17 protein-coding genes are annotated in these 18078 nt (G+C 60.7%); 5 read left to right on the top strand and 12 right to left on the bottom strand.

Features of this window, described 5'->3' with window-relative positions; all coding sequences use genetic code 11:
• The first annotated feature begins 39 nt into the window (after positions 1–39).
• From Q5H33_RS04220 to Q5H33_RS04210, 3 genes are all read left to right on the top strand, one after another.
• Positions 40–321, top strand: a complete 282-nt coding sequence (locus tag Q5H33_RS04220) for an HU family DNA-binding protein (protein ID WP_003808664.1) — start codon at positions 40–42, stop codon at positions 319–321.
• A gap of 143 nt (positions 322–464) precedes the next feature.
• Complete coding sequence (locus tag Q5H33_RS04215; protein WP_003808647.1) at positions 465–824, top strand: hypothetical protein; 360 nt, start codon at positions 465–467, stop codon at positions 822–824.
• Entirely contained in the window at positions 821–1621 is an 801-nt protein-coding gene (locus tag Q5H33_RS04210; RefSeq protein WP_003808645.1) for a dioxygenase, read from the top strand. The genes Q5H33_RS04215 and Q5H33_RS04210 overlap by 4 nt, the downstream gene beginning before the upstream one ends.
• Positions 1622–1694: 73 nt before the next feature.
• Here the strand turns inward: Q5H33_RS04210 and pafA are convergent, their stop codons facing one another.
• From pafA to arc, 5 genes are all read right to left on the bottom strand, one after another.
• Complete coding sequence (pafA, locus tag Q5H33_RS04205; protein WP_302423191.1) at positions 1695–3161, bottom strand: Pup--protein ligase; 1467 nt, start codon at positions 3159–3161, stop codon at positions 1695–1697.
• Positions 3161–3352, bottom strand: coding sequence for a ubiquitin-like protein Pup (locus Q5H33_RS04200; RefSeq protein ID WP_021913941.1), 192 nt, complete (start codon positions 3350–3352; stop codon positions 3161–3163). Before Q5H33_RS04200 ends, pafA begins: the two co-directional genes overlap by 1 nt.
• 94 nt (positions 3353–3446) lie before the next feature.
• Complete coding sequence (locus Q5H33_RS04195) at positions 3447–4277, bottom strand: inositol monophosphatase family protein (protein WP_033499178.1); 831 nt, start codon at positions 4275–4277, stop codon at positions 3447–3449.
• A gap of 134 nt (positions 4278–4411) precedes the next feature.
• Positions 4412–5995 carry a depupylase/deamidase Dop gene (gene dop / locus Q5H33_RS04190; RefSeq protein ID WP_033499179.1) on the bottom strand — a complete coding sequence of 528 codons (1584 nt, stop codon included), beginning with the start codon at positions 5993–5995 and terminating at the stop codon, positions 4412–4414.
• Positions 5996–6066: 71 nt separating this feature from the next.
• On the bottom strand, positions 6067–7614 hold the full coding sequence (gene arc / locus Q5H33_RS04185) for a proteasome ATPase (protein WP_011742988.1): 1548 nt from the start codon (positions 7612–7614) through the stop codon (positions 6067–6069).
• 73 nt (positions 7615–7687) lie between these two features.
• Here arc and serB point away from each other — a divergent pair, with 73 nt between their 5' ends.
• Complete coding sequence (gene serB, locus Q5H33_RS04180) at positions 7688–8371, top strand: phosphoserine phosphatase SerB (RefSeq protein ID WP_033499180.1); 684 nt, start codon at positions 7688–7690, stop codon at positions 8369–8371.
• Positions 8372–8522: 151 nt separating this feature from the next.
• Here the strand turns inward: serB and fmt are convergent, their stop codons facing one another.
• The 5 genes from fmt to rpoZ all read right to left on the bottom strand — a co-directional run bounded on the left by fmt (position 8523) and on the right by rpoZ (position 14329).
• Positions 8523–9485 (bottom strand): methionyl-tRNA formyltransferase, encoded by a 963-nt coding sequence (gene fmt, locus Q5H33_RS04175; protein ID WP_021913944.1) that lies wholly within the window; start codon positions 9483–9485, stop codon positions 8523–8525.
• A 104-nt stretch (positions 9486–9589) separates the two neighbouring features.
• Positions 9590–10300 carry an HAD family phosphatase gene (locus tag Q5H33_RS04170; protein WP_038444285.1) on the bottom strand — a complete coding sequence of 237 codons (711 nt, stop codon included), beginning with the start codon at positions 10298–10300 and terminating at the stop codon, positions 9590–9592.
• A 66-nt stretch (positions 10301–10366) separates the two neighbouring features.
• Complete coding sequence (locus Q5H33_RS04165; RefSeq protein WP_217717067.1) at positions 10367–12598, bottom strand: primosomal protein N'; 2232 nt, start codon at positions 12596–12598, stop codon at positions 10367–10369.
• A 58-nt stretch (positions 12599–12656) separates the two neighbouring features.
• On the bottom strand, positions 12657–13871 hold the full coding sequence (gene metK, locus Q5H33_RS04160; RefSeq protein ID WP_215641086.1) for a methionine adenosyltransferase: 1215 nt from the start codon (positions 13869–13871) through the stop codon (positions 12657–12659).
• 173 nt (positions 13872–14044) lie between these two features.
• Positions 14045–14329 (bottom strand): DNA-directed RNA polymerase subunit omega, encoded by a 285-nt coding sequence (gene rpoZ / locus Q5H33_RS04155; protein WP_011742982.1) that lies wholly within the window; start codon positions 14327–14329, stop codon positions 14045–14047.
• A gap of 214 nt (positions 14330–14543) precedes the next feature.
• Here rpoZ and ilvD point away from each other — a divergent pair, with 214 nt between their 5' ends.
• Positions 14544–16403 (top strand): dihydroxy-acid dehydratase, encoded by a 1860-nt coding sequence (ilvD, locus tag Q5H33_RS04150; protein WP_039774917.1) that lies wholly within the window; start codon positions 14544–14546, stop codon positions 16401–16403.
• 87 nt (positions 16404–16490) lie between these two features.
• Here the strand turns inward: ilvD and gmk are convergent, their stop codons facing one another.
• Both gmk and pyrF read right to left on the bottom strand, forming a co-directional pair.
• Positions 16491–17078 carry a guanylate kinase gene (gmk, locus tag Q5H33_RS04145; RefSeq protein WP_003808618.1) on the bottom strand — a complete coding sequence of 196 codons (588 nt, stop codon included), beginning with the start codon at positions 17076–17078 and terminating at the stop codon, positions 16491–16493.
• A 60-nt stretch (positions 17079–17138) separates the two neighbouring features.
• Positions 17139–18077, bottom strand: a complete 939-nt coding sequence (gene pyrF, locus Q5H33_RS04140) for an orotidine-5'-phosphate decarboxylase (protein ID WP_117320337.1) — start codon at positions 18075–18077, stop codon at positions 17139–17141.
• Position 18078 lies beyond the last annotated feature (1 nt).

The following is an 18078-nucleotide window of genomic DNA, read 5'->3' as shown; positions in this document are numbered from 1 at the left end:
TCATAAGCGGAATATCCCCTGACTCAAGAAGGATGCTTTATGGCATACAACAAGTCTGATCTCGTCTCGAAGATCGCCCAGAAGTCCAACCTGACCAAGGCTCAGGCTGAGGCTGCGGTGAACGCTTTCCAGGACGTGTTCGTCGAGGCAATGCAGTCCGGCGAAGGCCTGAAGCTGACCGGCCTGTTCTCCGCCGAGCGCGTCAAGCGCGCAGCCCGCACCGGCCGCAACCCGCGCACTGGCGAAACCATCGAGATTCCGGCAACCTACGGCGTTCGCATCTCTGCCGGCTCCCTGCTGAAGAAGGCCGTCACCAAGTAAGTCGACTACGCAGACCTATATGAGAGGTTTCAACCACGGATGGTTGGAACCTCTCTTTTTTCTTTTTATAACAGGCAAAGGCAATGTCATCCCACACTATGCGCTATGATACTAGACAATATGACTAGATAAAGGGGGATGTCATGGTCGACCAACGCAGACAGATCATCGACGAAATCCACAAACTCAACATCCTGCTCATCCACACCAAGCTCAAAACGACACGTGCCCGGACCGTGGCTCGCGCCACCACACACGTGCGGAACGTCGACGCGGCAAGACGGGGAACGGTTCCACGGCCCAAGCCGTCCAAACCCATCGAAGCCGACGTTCATATGCTCGACTGCCTGAACGACGAGGAACTTTCCACTCTCGGCGAACTGCTGCAGCGTATCATCGACAACACCGATACCAAACTTCTGGATGAGGAGATTTCCGAACGCCGCAAGGCGATCCACGAATTCCTCATGCTGAACCATACGGATGAGGAGGTGCGGGAATGAGCGTCGGGCAGGAACATGATTCCGGTGCGGACGATCCGGATCTCATCCGTCTCAACAAGCGTTCGCTATTCACCCCCAGCGCGTCAGTGGCTGTGGAGCAGCATTCAGCCGTGCCGCACGTGTCGCGAAGCACCTACGGTACGGCGAAGGTCGAAGGCAGACTCACCTCCCCCAATGCCAGGGTTCCGGAAATCATCACGCAGCGTTGCGGCGGCATCACCGTCAAAGGTCATACGCTCAAATCGTTCGCCTATACCACCGATGCGGTGATTATCCGCAACACGAACGCGAACGCCATCCTCGCGGTGTACCCTTTCACCGGCGAACCGGTGATCACGCAGGCGCTGCTCACCGTGGCGCAGATGCCGCTGTTCGTCGGCGTGGGTGGAGGCACCACCACCGGTCCGCGTGTGGCAGAGCTGGCCATGGTGGCGGAGATGCAGGGCGCGGCCGGCGTGGTCATCAACGCGCCGGCACCGGCGGAAACCATCGAAACGACCATGTCGATGGTGGACATCCCCGTCATCGCCACGGTCACGGAGGATGATGAAATCACCGAATGCAAGATTCTTGCCGGTGCGGCCATCATCAATGTGGCAGCCGGTGCAAGAACCGCGCAAGTCGTGGCAAGCATCCGCGCGCATCATCCGGAAATCCCGATTCTGGCTTCGGGCGGAGGTCGTGAAGACCGTATTCTCGCCACCATTGATGCGGGCGCCGACGCGATCACGTGGACGCCGCCAAGCGCGCAACAACTCCAGTCGCAGATGATGGCCAAATACCGTGGAGAAGTCTGAGCGGCAGTTACAATCCGACCAACCAATATCAAAAGCCTGCGGTGGAGACGAGTCTTCCATCGCAGGCTTTTGGCTACTGCAAAGCCTCTAGTATCGTGAGGAACCGGTCGGACGGTTGTGCGTCGAACGGATCAAGCAACGTCACGTCCATCCTGTTCGGCGAGGTCAGCGATAGTCGCGTCCAATCACAGGAATATTGCGCGTTGTGCGATCGTGCCGACTGGATGAACCGTCCACGCAGTGCGGCGCGGGTATCGTGGGGAGGAACATCGATGGCCTCATGTGCTTGTGACTCGTTGACCAACGTGCGCATGGCTCCGCGACGGCACAGCGAGGCGTACAGCGCGCCGTTGGCCACGTCATGGTAGTCCATGTCCAACTGTTCCAACTTGCTGACGGAGAGTCGGCTCCCCGCACGGTTGCGGAGCATGTCGAACAGCCGTCGTTTGGCAAGCCAATCGACCTTGTCGGCGAACGTTTCGCTAGCCCCCGAGCGGAACGCCTCTATGACACGCCTCCATTGGCGAATCACCTCATGCACGTCCGTGCGCGGCAACGAGGAGCACACTTCGGTATGTTGTCCAACGAATCGTTCGACGATTTCAAGATAACGTTCCTGAATCGCTACGGCACCGCCTTCCATGACAGTGCCGTCTGCCATGTCGAAGGACGCTTCGACGCCCGTCAGGTCACGGCTTACCTTATGGTTGGCCGCACTGGCGTCAGCGAAGGAGAATCGGGCGAACCCGGAATCCTTGCCTTCGCGCCCGGCCTGTTCGATGACGCACAACACCAGATGCGTGGTGGCGAGCTTCATCATCGTGGCCCACTGGGACCGGTTCGAATCGCCGATGATCACATGCAGCCGTCTGAACGCGTCAGGATCGGCATGCGGTTCGTCGCGCGTGTTGACCATCGGACGCGAGCGCGTGGTGGCCGATGAGACCGCCTCATCGAGGAAATCGGCACGCTGCGTGATCTGGAAGCCCTGCTCCCCCATACGTCCTGCGCCGGTGAACAGCTGCCGGGTGATCAGGAACGGCAGCAGCTCCTGTTCGATCGTCTTCAACGGCACGAACCGTCGCACCAGGTAATTCTCATGGCAGCCGAAGGAATGCCCGGCGGAATCCACATTGTTTTTGAACACATGGACCGTGGAGCCGGCTCCCTGGATGGAGCGCAGACGACGTTGGGCGTCCAGGGCAAGATCCCTCATCACCAATTCGCCGGCCGCATCCAATGCCAGCGCGTCCATCGGATCCCGGGCTTCCGCCGTGGCGTACTCGGGGTGCGAGCCGACATCAAGGTAGAGTCTTGAACCGTTTTCAATATATGTGTTGGTGGATCTCGCTTCGGCCACAATCGGCTGGAACATCATCATCGCCGTCTGTCCGGCGTCGCATGGGCGGTCCGAACCGGTCACGCTCACACCGTATTCGGTTTCGATGCCGAAAATACGGGCGAAGGATTGGATTTCGTCCTTGGTATGGGCGTCAAGCGGCGCTGTGGAATGGTTGCCGCTGTCACGCAGCTGCGGCATCACTCGCCGCCTTTTTGGACGAAGCTGCCCACATATTCCTCGGCGTTGGATTCGAGGACCGATTCGATGTCGTCCAGCACCGCGTCAAGCGCATCGACCGTGTCATCGATCTGGGTGCCAGCCTGCGCAATGGTCTCATCCTCGTCATGTTTTTGTTCGGCGGATTGCATCTGCTCAAATTTCTGGGGCATGGTCCTTCCTTTCTCCGAAAGCGTCTTTGCGGGTTCTCCTGCGAATAGCATACTGCCCCACACCTTAACCCAGGTGTGGGGCAGTCAATCAGTCTTATGCCAAATACTGGCGCAGATCATCGGTAATCAGACCGTTGGTGGCGAGTACGTCGTTTTCCTGACGCCAGTGGACAAGATCGCCGTTCCACCGGCTCAGATGCCCCTGCGCTTCCCAGACCACGACGGCTCCGGCGGAAACCGCGGGAACGTCCCACTTGTGCAGATGCGCTTCGAAATACGCGTCATATGTACCGTCCGCCACCTTGCACAAATCCAAGGAGGAGGGGCCAACGCGCTTGATGTCGGCCGGACGGCCGGAGATACGCGACACCACTTCAAGCGCGCGCTTGGATTCCTCCGGCACATGGGACATGCCGAAGCTCACCACCGCATAGTCAAGGGACGGGGTGGTGGACGGCATGATCTTCTCGCGTTTGTCTCCAAGCGGCGTCTTGCGGATGCGGATGGCTCCGGATCCGCGCACCGCCAGGTAGGTCAGGCCAAGCGCCGGAGCATGCACCACCGAAAGGATCGGCTGCGCGGAGCATTGGTCGTTGAACTCGAACAGTGAGACGGTGATGGTCCATTCCGGCATGCTGCGCACGAAATTGATCGCGCCGTCGATGCCGCCAACGCACCAATACCGTTCCCCCGGATGGCATTCTTCCGGACGGAACTGCCAGAAACCATCGAACACATCCACATACGTGATGCGGTTGCTGATGAATTGCGCCAACCGCTTATCGATGTCGGAGGTGAAGCTCAGATGATTGTCCGTTATTTCAAAACTTTTCAGATCACGCGGATTCATTTGATCGTTCAACGCGTGCTTGCCTGCATCCTGCAGGATACGGGCCACTTCGAGGGCCACTTGCCTCAATTCCATGTAGTATGCCTTTTCGTTTCCTCATAACCGGCTTGGACGCACCCTCTCCCTCAAGCGTCCTGCCGTGTGGTTCATCGACTATGGGTATGGCCTCTGCCATCACCTACGGCAATGGTACCCGCACAACATGAGATTCAACGCAGGGATTCCACGATTCCGCTCGCAGTGTGGACATGCTCGAACGCTTCGGAACACAAGGATTCCGTGAATTTCAACGGATTGGACATGTCCAACGAGACCATCGAATTCTCCACGTTTTCATCACCGGACGACTCGCCGCGCACCGTAAGGTGGGACCACGACGCCGCAACGACCTGTTCGGGGAAACGTCGTATGATCTCCGCGCGCAGCCATGCGCGTGTGTCGGCCGGCGCTTGGCCGACCGCCTCGGCAAGCTGCTTATCCGTCACCAGTCGTTCGGTCTGTCCGGCAAGCCGGGTGAAAATCGAATCGGCCGGATCGAGCGCGGCCCATTTCAGATCGACCGCGGCCAGGCGCCGATCGGTCCAATCCGAACCGGTCTTGCGGCGTAGTTTCTCCAGCAACTGCCATTTGAGCAGCCATTCGAGACGTGACGCCTGTTCCCGCATCGTCAGTCGTCCGTCATCGTCGGCATGGCGTACGGTGGCGACGTCGGCGAGAGCCTGCCCCCACATCGCCATGATGTTGCGGGTGGAGCGGTCGGGCCATGCCGGCTCTCCGGATGTGTCGGTGCCGTATACCGTTGCCGCGGCCGCATATACCAGTCCACGCAAAGTGACCTGCATCTGCCATGCGGTGGTGGTTCCACCTGTTTCCAATGGTAGTGGGGCGGCCAGGGTCAGGTCGTGCGATACCGTGTGCATGGCTTCCACCGGGTCGGCGAGCGTAAGCGGTTCCAGCGCCTCGTTCAAGTCGATTTCGGCCATGTCGGCGTGTTCGAGCAGCCACAGCAGCATGCTGGTGGTGCCGAGTTTCAAGGCCTGTGGCACGTCCATGCGGTTGGCGTCGCCGACGATCACGTGCAGTCTGCGGTATTCGTCGGTGCTGTGCGATTCGTCTCTGGTGTTGATGATCGGCCGGTCGAATGTGGTCTGCAAACCGACTTTCATATGGAAGTAGTCGGCACGTTGGCTTAGCTGGTAGCCGGCGTTTTCGCTATGTTCGCCGATGCCGACGCGGCCGGAGCCGATGAAGATCTGTCGGGAGACGAAGTGCGTGGTCATGAGGCGTGTCACCAGGTCGAACGGTACCGACCGCAGCATCATGTAGTTTTCGTGCGTGCCCCAGCTGGCTCCTTTGCCGTCGACGTTGTTGCGGTGCAGCACGATTTTCCGTCCCGTCGTCTCGCTTGCCTTGGCTGCGGCGGCGCGCATGATGAGATCGCCGGCACGGTCGTATCGCACCGCTTCGAAGGGGTCGGTTGTTTCCGGCGCGGAGTATTCGGGATGCGCGTGGTCGACGTAGATACGACCCCCGTTAGGGGCGATCACGTTGGTGATGTTGAGCTGTGGGGCGTCGGTGAGCAGGTCCGGGTGGGCCGCCGCACGTTCCAGTCTGGTGCCGCGCGCGTCGTTGACGGGGTCTTCCTGCCGGTAGTCCCAGCGGATATGGCTGCGTGACGCATCCGAGGCGGCGCCAACCACGTCGAATGAGAGCTGCACCGGATTGTAGCGGCCTTGTCCTGGCGCGGAGACCGCGTATTCCGTTTCCGTGCCCATGACCCTGCGAACGCTCATCGCGCCGTTCCTTTCCGTATTTAGATTGCGTTCCATACCATACCGTCCAGCATTCATACGCCGGCCGGCATTCATGCCACCGGTCTGATGCCGGTCACCCGTCCGGGTTCAAGCCCGTTGATGCGGCTCCACTGTTCCGGATCCGCATCCAGCAGCGCGTCCCGGGTCTCACCGTATTCTTCGTCCACGGCTTTGGCCAGCAGATTGATGCCGATCGCCGCAGCCTGTCCGGTGGTGATGGACAGTTTCACCGCATAGGTTTTGGCACGGTCCACGATGTTCTTGAGCACCGCGCCGGACACCACGTCGGCGAGGTACACCGGACGCCACTGGCCATGGTCGTCGCAGATGTCGCAAAGGTGCCGATGCTCGTCCTGCGCGTAGATGTCGTTGACCAGCACGCCGATCAACGCCTTCGCATCCACGTTCGGAGACAACGGCAGCTTGTCTGTCAGATAGTGGCGGACGATCTGGGTCGCCTGCTGGATGCCCGGACGGTCCACGCGGATCTTCACGTCGAGGCGTCCGGGGCGCAACACCGCCGGATCGATCATGTCGATGCGGTTGGAGGCTCCGATCACCATGACGTTGTCCAGCGATTCCACACCGTCCAGCTCGGTCAGGAACTGCGGCACGATGGTGGTCTCCACGTCGGACGAAACGCCCGTGCCGCGGGTGCGCAGCAGCGAATCCATCTCGTCGATGAACACGATGACCGGTTTGCCGTCGGCCGCTCGTTCGCGGGCGCGTTTGAAGATCATGCGGATCAGACGTTCCGATTCGCCCACGAATTTGTTAAGCAGCTCCGGTCCTTTGACCGACAGGAACACGCCACTTCCCGCGTCGGTGCCTTCGGCGAGCGCGTTCGCCACGGCTTTGGCGATCAGTGTCTTGCCGTTGCCTGGAGGACCGTACAGCAGCACGCCTTTCGGCGGTTTCAGGTCGTAGCGTTCGAACAGTTCGCGATGCTGGAACGGCATCTGCACGGCGTCGCGGATACGTTCTATCTGCTCGTCCAGTCCGCCGATGTCGGCGAAGGTGACGTCCGGCACTTCTTCCAGAACCAAATCGTCGTCGTTTTCGGGGGGAACCAACGAAAGCGCGAACCGCAGAGATGCGTCGACGTTCACGCGATCGCCCGCGCTGATGGCCTGTTTGGCAAGCGTTCCCGAGCATCGGACCAACGTCACGTTGCCGCCGCCATCCGCGACCAGCAGGCGGCCGTCATCGCACACCTGCCGTACCGAGCGCACCGCGCCCAGCGTGTCGGTGTCGAGCTGTGAGACCACCACCATGTTCTCGTTGAGCAGCACGGTACGTCCCGGTTCGAGCCTGGAAGCTTGCAGATTCGCCGCGATCGGCACGATCATGCGTCTCGCGCCGGCAGCCACTTCGGCGCTGGCATGCTGCACGCCCTGCCCGTCCGTTTTGGCTGAATGCACGCGGACCATGGTGGCGAAAGTCATGGGAGGCCCCGCCAGCTGGTTCAATTGGGCCTTGGTTTTCGTCATTTCCTGCGTGGCGCGGCTCAACGCCTTGACCAGCGCATGGTTCTTGGCCATGAGCTGGTCGTTGGCCTGCTGCAGCGACGCGAGCGTCTCTTCGTCATGATCGTTCATGTCGACCTCGCTTTCCAACACGTTCAACCCTCAAGAATACCCATTGTCCTAATGATTTCCGACAATCGGAACCATGCTTGAACAAGAAACGCCGAACATCGCATCCATGGCATCCCTGCCCACGCTGTCCGCTCCCGGACTGCTGGTGATGGATGTGGATTCCACGTTGATCGACGAAGAGGTCATCGACGAGCTCGGCGTGGCCGCGGGAGTCGGCGAGCAGATAGCGTCCGTCACCGCTCGAGCCATGAACGGCGAGTTTGATTTCCGCGAGGCGCTGCGCGCACGCGTGGCGTTATTGAAGGGTCTGCCGACCACGATTTTCGATGAGGTCTACCATCGCGTGCATTTCACGCATGGTGCGCTTGAACTGATTGACACGCTTCACGCGCATGATTGGAAGGTCGGCGTGGTCTCCGGTGGTTTTCACGAGGTTGTGGACCGTCTCGCGGCCGATGCGCATCTCGATTATTGGATTGCGAACCGTTTGGAGGCTGCCGATGGCAGGCTGACGGGACACGTGCTGGGCGATATCGTCACGAAGGATACGAAGCTGGAATCGTTGCGCGCGTGGGCCGCGCGGATGGGCATCGATATGGCGCAGACCGTTGCGGTTGGCGACGGCGCGAACGATCTGCCGATGATTCATGCGGCCGGTCTTGGCGTGGCGTTCTGCGCCAAACCGAAAGTGCAGAAGGATGCTCCGCACCGGCTCAATGAACGTGATCTGGCGAAAATCCTCGATTATCTCAAATAACTTTTCCGCACCTACGAGCGACCGGTGGGCGGCATGCGTTGTAAGACCGTAAAGACTTGGCCTGAGCGGCCCGGAGCGTGTCGTCAATGCATGCCGCCCGCCGGTCGCGGACGCCGCAGCTACTCACATACTTACAGTAGAAACAAAAATCTTACTCACAGAAGGCGTTATCGAGGTGGGCGCCACGGGCCCAGTCGGCGGCGCGCATGGCTTTCTTGCCTTGCGCTTTAACTTCCAGCAGCTCGAGCGGCTCGGTGGAGGTGCCGACCCACACGTTCTTCTTGCCGGCCACGATATGGCCGGGTTCAAGCGATGCCGGTGCGTTCGGATTGGACATGTCGGCCGGCTGCGCGCGCAATACGTGCAGGGTCGCCGGTTCGGCGTCCGCATGGGCATGCAGTTCGCACCAGGCTCCCGGATTCGGCGTGCATGCGCGAATCTGGCGGTCGGCGGCGAATACCGGCACGTCGAAGCGGATATGCGCGTCTTCAACGGTGATCTTCTGAGCCACCTCATATGCGCCGGCAGGCTGCTCCACCGGAGCGATCTGATCGTTGGCCATGGCCTGCAACGATGCCGCAAGCAGGCGTGATCCATCTTCAGCAAGACGGCTCAGAAGCTCGCCGGCGGTTTCGTGCGCGCCGATTTCCACGGTGGATTGCGCCAGAATCGGACCGGCATCCATGGCGCGCACAATGCGGAAAACCGTGGCACCAGTCACCTTTTCGCCGGCCCAGATGGAACGTTGCACCGGAGCGGCGCCACGCCATTGGGGCAGCAGGGAGAAATGCAGGTTGTACCAGCCCATCGGCAGCGCGTCGAGCACGTCCTGTTTCAGGATCTTGCCGTACGCCACCACAGCGGCGGCCTGTGCGCCGGTGGCCGCAAGCTCGGACACGAACGTTTCCTCGCTCGGATCGGATTCGATGACCGGCAGACCGAGTTCGAGCGCGGCCTGCTTGACTGGATTCGCCACCAGTTTGCGACCTCGTCCGGTTGGCGCGTCCGGCCTGGTGAGCACGGCCACCACTTCGAAATGCTCGGTATCCTGGGCCAATAGTTTCAACGACGGCACCGCCACATCCGGCGTACCTGCGAACAGCACTTTCAACATGAGACGAATCTCCTCACCTTCATATCCATCAATGCATGCGACCGTATGCGTCGATCCCGCATAGCGACCGCAAGCACAACCGTCTGTCTAATCTGCGTATGTCGTTATTTTTCATGTACCGCGGGAATCGCCACGCCCGCGTCGATCAGCAGGGTGCGCAACGCGCGGGCATCCTTGAACCGTACGCCGCGAATGCCGGCTTCGTTCGCGCCGACGATGTTCATCGCCTTGTCATCCACGAACAGCGCGCCGGAAGCGTCGATGCCGAACTGTTTTAGAGCGTAATCGTAAATATCGCGGTGCGGTTTGCGCAGTCCCACGTAACCGGACACCACGCGGTCCTCAAGACTGCGCAGAATATCGAAATTATCAAGCGCAATCGGGAACGAGTCCTTCTGCCAGTTGCTCAAGCCCCATACGTGGACGCCGGCTGCTTTCAGATCGTTGATGAGCACGCGCGCGCCTGGCACCACGCCGGTCAGCGAATCGACGAAATTGTCCAGATAGTACCGCATCATATCGGCCCACTGGTCTCCGTGGCGTTCACGCATCAGAGCCACGCCATCGTCATTGGACATGCCGGCGTCCAGTTCGTTGTTGATGTCGTAGAAGCCGGAAACGTCATTGTCGAGGAACTGTTCCACCAGTCCGTCCGAGTACCGTGGGGTCATCACCGCCGCCGGATCCCAATAGATAAGCACGTTGCCGAAATCGAAGATCACGTCGGTGATCTGCCGGCCGGCGTTCGCAGCGGCGTTGCCGTCGGCCATAAGCACGTCATATTCCATTTGCGGCTCTCCCGGCCAGCCTTTCATGCGTTTCTCCATTCCTAACGTCAACGTCATCAGTCGTTCCAGTGTTTCACGTTGAGGGGACGTCCGTCAGATGCGTTCCTTCGGATCCATCTGGAATCGCAGTTCCCCAGGTTCGCGTGAAGCCACGTGGCGGGCGCTTGCCGAACGCAGCCGCAACGCCAATTCGGCACGTCTGCCCTGTGGGACGCGCACGACTGCTTTGACCCTGTCCGCGGTGCCTTCCAATTCACGTGAATCGATGGTGCGTGGCTGCGGAATCGGCACCGGCCCCAAGACGGACGGCATCGTACCGGCGATCGTGTCGATGGTGGCCATGTCGCCGCCGGCCAACGCGCCGATTCGTTTCAACATCGTCCCAACCGCATCTCGTCGGCCCCACACGCAGGCCGCGGCGAATACCGGCGGCAGCGCGGTCTGGGCGCGGTCCTCCACTTCGACTTGGGCAAGCATCGGCGAATTCCACAGCATCAACGATCGTGCGAGCACGGGATCTGTTTCCCCGATCAGCAGCGCCTGTCCTCCACGGGTCCGCGGCGCGCACAGCGACACCGCGCGCATCCATCCGGTCAACGTGTCCACATCGGCGTCGATGCCGGACGCATACAAACTGGTCCACGCGTCGAGGATGGCCACGGCACGGTATTCGCATTGTGCCGGACTCTCCCCGCGCACACGCGGCTCCGCGCCGGGCGTGGCGATGACCAGTTGCGGAGCGAATCCGATATCGGACACGACGCCTCTTGGCTGGCTTGGCGTGGACAGCACCATCGGCACGCCACGGAACAGTCTGGCCAGTTCCATCGCGGTTCCGGCGGCGCCGACCCTGACCACGCGCATGCGCTCGTTATGGCATGTCGGGCATGACCATTGCACGGTGGCGGCGCCGCACCAGCGGCATCGAATCGTTCCGTCCGCCAACCGTTCCAATGGTCCCGTGCAACGCGCGCATCGTACTTGGCGGTGGCATTTCGAACAGCTTAACGCTTCGGTGATGCCGTCCTGCGGTATGGACAGCAGCACCGGACCGGTTTCCAAAGCTTTGGACAGTATCCGGACCGCGGTGTGTGGCACGCGTGCGCCGATGGTCGGATCGGCGAGTCGTGCCAGCTCGTCGCGATTGAGCCAGCGAATCCATGGAGACGCTTCCTTGGTCACGACCGGCAACGCGTGTATGGGCGTGCTGAAGCCGCTCACCTGCGTGTCTCCGACGTGCGCCGCGTCGGTTTCCCATTGGCTTTGCGCGCTGCGCGCATTGGCCATCGCGACGAACACGCCGTTATGCGATTTCGCGCGGAGCCGAAGCACACCGCGCGCGTTGGCGTACGGCATCATGCCGTCGGCGTCCTGGTAGCACACGTCATCAAGGATGAGGAACAGCGCGTTGCCTTCCACCGGCGCGTACATGGCGGCGCGCGTGCCCAGCACGCAACGCACTTGTCCGCAGCTGATCGCGAGATATGCCCGGTAACGGTCGGCTGGCGCCATCTGCGCGTTGAGCACCGCGAAATCGCCGTCATAGACGCCGTTCGCGGCCCCAGTCGGAGCGAATGGTTTCAAGCCGACCGACCGTAGGGTCTCAGTCATGTCGGCGATCTCCCGCATGGTCGGCAGCACCAGCACCGCCGGCTTGTTCTGAGCGAGCGCCGCGGCCACCATCCATGCCGCGCAGCGCCGCCAATGGTCGGCACCGGGTAGCAGGTCGAAGACGAACGATTGGAAACGTCTGCCTTGCAGCGCGTCATGCAGCAGATTGATGTTGCCGTATTGACGTTGCAACTGGCCGTATATCTCCTGGTCGACGGCGGCGAGCCGTTGTTTGCCCGCCGCGGTTCCTGCGGCATCGCGATTGCCGACGCGCAGCTGGCTTTCGACTTTTGCCACGCGCGGCGGCACTGCCAGGCGGAGGATATTGGCGCGCGTGCCGCCGAACGCGTCCGCGATGCGCGTCATATCGTCGCGCATGGATTCGGGAACGAGCACACGGTCGGTGACCACACGTTCGATGTAACGTATCGATGATTCGGGTGTGGCGCTGGTATCGGCGCGTTTCCATATGATGCCGTTGACCCGCTGCCCGCCGAAGCGGACGCGCACCATCACGCCGGGTTGGGCGGCCGCAGAGTATTTTTCCTCGACGAAATAGTCGAAGGTCTGTCCCAGATGCGTGGCCTGGATGTCCAGCACCACTTGGGCTATGGGATGTTCGGCGGCTGGCGTTTTGACGGCGGGCGCGCGTTTGCGCCGCTTGCGCGGGGCAAGCCCGTCAAGCGCCAGCTGCTCGGCATCCTCATTGGTCATAATGCAAGGGTAACGCATGCGCCGACGCCTGTTTCATCGTAGGACGTCGGCCGCGTTTTCAAGCCTTGATGGCCTCCTTGAGTTCGTCGACCATGTTGGTGGCTTCCCAAGTGAAGTCGGCATCCTCGCGACCGAAATGGCCGTAGGCCGCGGTCTTGGAGTAGATCGGACGCTTCAGGTCAAGCTCGTCGATGATGGCGGCGGGACGCAGGTCGAACACCTTGCGCACCGCCTGCTGGATCTGCTCGCGGGTCGCACCGATCTCGGTGCCGTAGGTCTCCACGTTGATGGACACCGGATCGGCCACGCCGATGGCGTAGGCGACCTGCACCTCGACCTTGTGGGCAAGGCCGGCGGCCACGATGTTCTTGGCCACCCAGCGTGCCGCATAGGCCGCGGAACGATCCACCTTGCTCGGATCCTTGCCGGAGAACGCGCCGCCGCCATGGTGGGCAGCGCCGCCGTAGGTGTCGACGATGATCTTGCGGCCGGTCAGACCGGCGTCGGCTGCCGGACCGCCGAGGATGAACGAGCCGGTCGGATTCACCAGCACGCGGTATTCGTCGTGGGCCACACGGTCGGCGAGCACGTCATCCAGCACCGGACGGATCACATGTTCGGTGAGCTGTTCCTTAAGCCATGCCTGGTCCACTTCCGGGTCGTGCTGGGTGGAGACCAGCACGGTGTCGAGACGCACGGGATGGTCATCGTCGTCGTATTCGATGGTCACCTGCGTCTTGCCATCCGGACGAAGATGCGGCACCTCGCCGCTCTTGCGCACTTCGGCGAGACGATACGCCAGACGGTGCGCCAGATGAATCGGCAACGGCATAAGCACGTCGGTCTCGTCGCACGCATAGCCGAACATCACGCCTTGGTCGCCCGCGCCTTGCGCCTCATACCGCTGTTCACGGGACGCCTTCGACTCCTCCTCGCCACTCAACCGGGCAACGCCCTGGTTGATTTCCGGACTTTGCTCGGTAAGCGACACCGTCACACCGCAGGAATCGGCGTCAAGTCCCACGCGGGAGCTGGTGTAGCCGATATTGCGCACCACGGAGCGCACGATGTTCTGGATGTCGGAATAGCCTTCGCTGGTCACCTCACCGAACACGAAGAACTGTCCGACCGTGGCGCAGGTCTCCACGGCGACATGGGAATGCGGATCCTGCGCGAGCATATCGTCGAGAATCGCATCGGAAATCTGGTCGCAGACCTTATCCGGATGGCCCTCCGTCACCGACTCGGCGGAAATCAACTTCAATTCAGCCATACGGCTGCTCCTTTCGCGAACACCCAACCGTTCGCATCCTGTGATCGCCCACGAAAAACGCCCCGTCCTTCACAGACGCAATCAATAGTTAATTGTTGACTATTCAAAGCGCACCGCTCAGGTATCGGGGCGAATGAAAAATGATGCCAGTCCCTCTATGGGAACCGTGTAGATCAGTTGCCTTCGGTCAGATCGTCCTCGCCGAGGGTTTCCTCAAGCAGACCACTGTTGATCTCGCGGAACGCGATGGACAGCGGCTTCTCCTGATTCTGGTATTCCACCAGCGGGCCGACGTTCTGCAGCAGACCCTCATTGAGCTGGGTGAAATAGGAATTGATCTGGCGGGCACGCTTGGCCGCGAAAATGGCCAGAGCGTACTTGGAGTCCGCATGCTCCATCAAATCGTCGATCGGCGGATCCGCAAGACCGGTCGGGGTTGGCTCAGTGCCGAATGCCATAGTGATTATCTCCAAATCATCAGATAAGCCAAAAGCTTCTTTTCCAAAATCATTAGTATAGGCAATCCACTGGACCTCAACCTTGCCTCTCCCACAGGCCTTCTCCGCCAGCGTAGTTATCCAACCTGTAAGGGAATCACACGGGTTTCCGAAAATTTCCACATAGTGACTCTTGACAAAACACGTGTCCCGTTTAGCCAGCACAATAGGAGGCATGGAAATGCGATCTGCAAAACTAATGAATGGACGAGTATTCGCGGGCGCTCGCGCCCTCTACCGCGCCGCCGGTGTGGATGGCAAGGATTTCGGCAAGCCGATCATCGCCATCGCCAATTCCTTCGACGAGTTCCTGCCGGGACATGTGCACCTGAACAAAGTGGGCCGTCTGATTTCCGATGCCATCAAGGAAGCCGGCGGTATTCCGCGCGAGTTCAACACGATGGCCGTTGATGACGGCATCGCCATGGGCCACACCGGCATGCTGTATTCCCTGCCGAGCCGCGACATCATCGCCGATACCGTGGAATATCAGGTGAACGCGCACTGCGCCGACGCGCTGATCTGCATCCCGAACTGCGACAAGGTCGTGCCGGGTATGCTGATGGCCGCGCTGCGACTCAACATTCCGACCGTGTTCGTTTCCGGCGGCCCGATGGAGGCCGGCACCACCGTGCTGCCCGACGGCACCGTGAAGAAGAACACCGATCTGATCGACGTGATGTACGCCTCCGCCGATGACAATCTGAACGAAGAGGATCTGCTCGCCTACGAGAAGACCGTCTGCCCGACCTGCGGTTCCTGCGCCGGCATGTTCACCGCCAACTCCATGAACTGCCTGACCGAGGCCATCGGTCTGGCTCTGCCGGGCAACGGCACCATTCTGGCCTCCCATTCCTACCGCAAGGACCTGTTCAAGCGCGCCGCCGAGCAGGTGGTGAAGATCGCCAAGCAGTATTACGACGATGACGACGATTCCGTGCTGCCGCGTTCCATCGCCACCAAGAAGGCTTTCGAGAACGCCATGACCATGGATGTGGCCATGGGCGGTTCCACCAACACCGTGCTGCATATCCTCGCCATGGCGCAGTCCGCCGACGTGGACTTCACACTGGATGACATCGAGCGTATCTCCCACACCGTGCCGTGCATCTGCAAGGCGTCGCCGTCCGGCGAATGGGAGATTTCCGATGTGCACCGCGCCGGCGGCATCACCGGCATCCTCGGCGAGCTTGACCGTGCCGGCAAGCTGCACCGCGACGTGCATTCCATTGATTACAAGTCGTTGGAAGACAAGCTTAACGACTGGGACATCATGCGCGACACCTGCACCGAGGAAGCCAAGCAGATGTATCTGGCCGCTCCGGGCCACATCGTCTCCCCTGAACCGTGGACGCACACCACGCTGTTCGATTCGCTCGATCGTGACCGTGTCAACGGCGCCATCCACGATATCGACCATCCGGCGGTCACCGAAGGCGGTCTGGCCGTGCTGCGCGGCAACCTCGCGCCTGACGGCTGCGTGGTGAAGACCGCAGGCGTGCCGAAGGAGATCTGGACGTTCCGCGGACCGGCGCTGGTCGTCGAATCCCAGGAGCAGGCCATCGAGGTCATCCTCAACGACACGTTGAAGCCGGGCATGGCTCTGGTCATCCGTTACGAAGGCCCGAAGGGCGGTCCGGGCATGCAGGAGATGCTGTACCCGACCTCCTTCGTGAAGGGCAAGGGCATCGGCAAGCAGGTGGCCATGCTCACCGACGGCCGCTATTCCGGAGGTTCTTCCGGTCTGGCCATCGGCCATATCGCGCCTGAGGCCGCGAACAAGGGCCCGATCGCTCTGATCAAGAACGGCGACATCATCAACATCGACATTCCGAACCGTACGGTGAACGTCGAGCTTTCCGACGAGGAGCTGACTCAGCGCCGCGCCGAGCTGGAGGCCGGCGATGGCTATGTCGCCCATCGTGATCGCAAGGTTTCTCAGGCGCTGAAGGCTTATGCCGCCTTCGCCCGCTCCGCTGACAAGGGAGCGACCCGTGATCCGGAGCTGATCGACAAGCTGTCCGGTCTCGCCTGATTCAAACATACGGAAAGGGCCTGCGCGAAATCGTGCAGGCCCTTTTCGTATGCCGGTTTTTATTGGCTGGATAGTCGGATTGACGGATTACAGGCCGAACTCTTCGGCGATGATATGCCAAAGCTCGTCTGCGGCCTCGTCGACCACGTTATTGACGATGCGTTTGTCGAATTCCGGCGCAGCGGCCAACTCGACCTTGGCGGTCTCAAGCCTTTTGGCCTGCTGCTGAGGGGTTTCGGTGCCACGGCCGATCAGACGACGTTTCAGTTCTTCGAAGGACGGCGGCTCAATGAACACGGTAAGCACTTCGAGGCCGAGTTCCTTCGCGCGCCGTTTGACCGTCCGGGCTCCCTGTAGGTCGATTTCCAAGACCACGGGGATATTGCGTTCCAGATGTTCCACGACTGGTTTCACGGGTGTGCCGTAGTGGGCGAGGCCGAACACGTCGGCGGTTTCGAGAAACTCCCCCGCCTTTTCTTTGGCCAGGAATTCAGGTTCGGTCATGAAGAAATAGTTCACGCCGTCCACTTCGCCCGGACGAGGCTGGCGTGTCGTGGCGGACACCGACAGCCAGATTTCGGGGTGCTGTTCGCGTACGCGCCCCAGAACAGTGCCTTTGCCCACTCCGGCGGGTCCGCAGAGCACAATCAAACGTCCATGTTGAGAATCAGCCATTCCATCCCCACTCTTGGTTATGTCTTGTTTTCCAAAAAGGAAGCTATTCAGAAAAAGAATTTATTCGGCGTCTCCGTCAGCCGCATCATCGGCGCTTTCGTTTTGAGCCTCGGTCAATGCCTGCCGAATATCCCCGGCGACCGACGCGGTGGCTTCGGTCAATTTTGCGATGTCGGGACCGTGCGTGGCGATGGAACGAGATACCGTAACCAGCACATTGCCCTTGGTGCCTTTGAACACGGTCTTCAGATCGCGTGTCTCCGCTCCCTGCCATCCGTAGCCTGGGGAAAGAATCGGTCCGGTGAACTTGGCCGGGTCGACGCCCGAATCGTTGATCCACTGCCCGATGGTGGCGCCGATGATAAGGCCGACGGAACCCATTCCATCATTGCCCTTATTGAATTTCTGAGCAGTGCTGGCGATGCCGTACGCCACTGTTTTGCCCTTGTATTCGCCTGCCTGACGAATCGCCGTCTGCAGGCTGGCGCCTTCCTGGTTGGACGTCAACGATGCGATGAACACGCCCCTGCCGTTGTTGAGCGCGTCATTGATGACGCCTCCCAATGACCGTGCGCCGTAATACGGCAGCAGGGTGATGGCGTCTGCCAGCAATGGCGCGCCCGGCTTGAAATAGGCGTCCGCGAACGCGGAAATCGTGGTCGGCAGGCCGCCATGCAGGCAGTCGACGATGGTGATGACACCCATCTGCCGTGCCGCATAGAGCACGCGTTCAAGCGCGGCGATGCCTTTGGAACCGTACCGCTCGAACATGGAGGACTGGAATTTGACAGCTGCGGCACGGCCATTGGCCGCCTGCAGCATGCGCATGGAATACAGCTCCGCACCCAACGCGTCGACGTTATAGCCCCAGTCAGTGAGGAGCTGCCGATGCGGGTCGATGCCGACGCACAACGGGCCGTATTTGGCCATTGAATTGCTCAGTCGCAGACCGAAATCCGAACGCTGGGCATTCACTTCCTCACTGCTGGGGCTACTCATC

The sequence above is a fragment of the uncultured Bifidobacterium sp. genome, assembly GCF_959020145.1.
GTDB lineage: Bacteria > Actinomycetota > Actinomycetes > Actinomycetales > Bifidobacteriaceae > Bifidobacterium.
The sequence above is the reverse complement of the archived record's forward strand: the minus strand, read 5'-3'. Positions and strand labels throughout refer to the sequence as shown.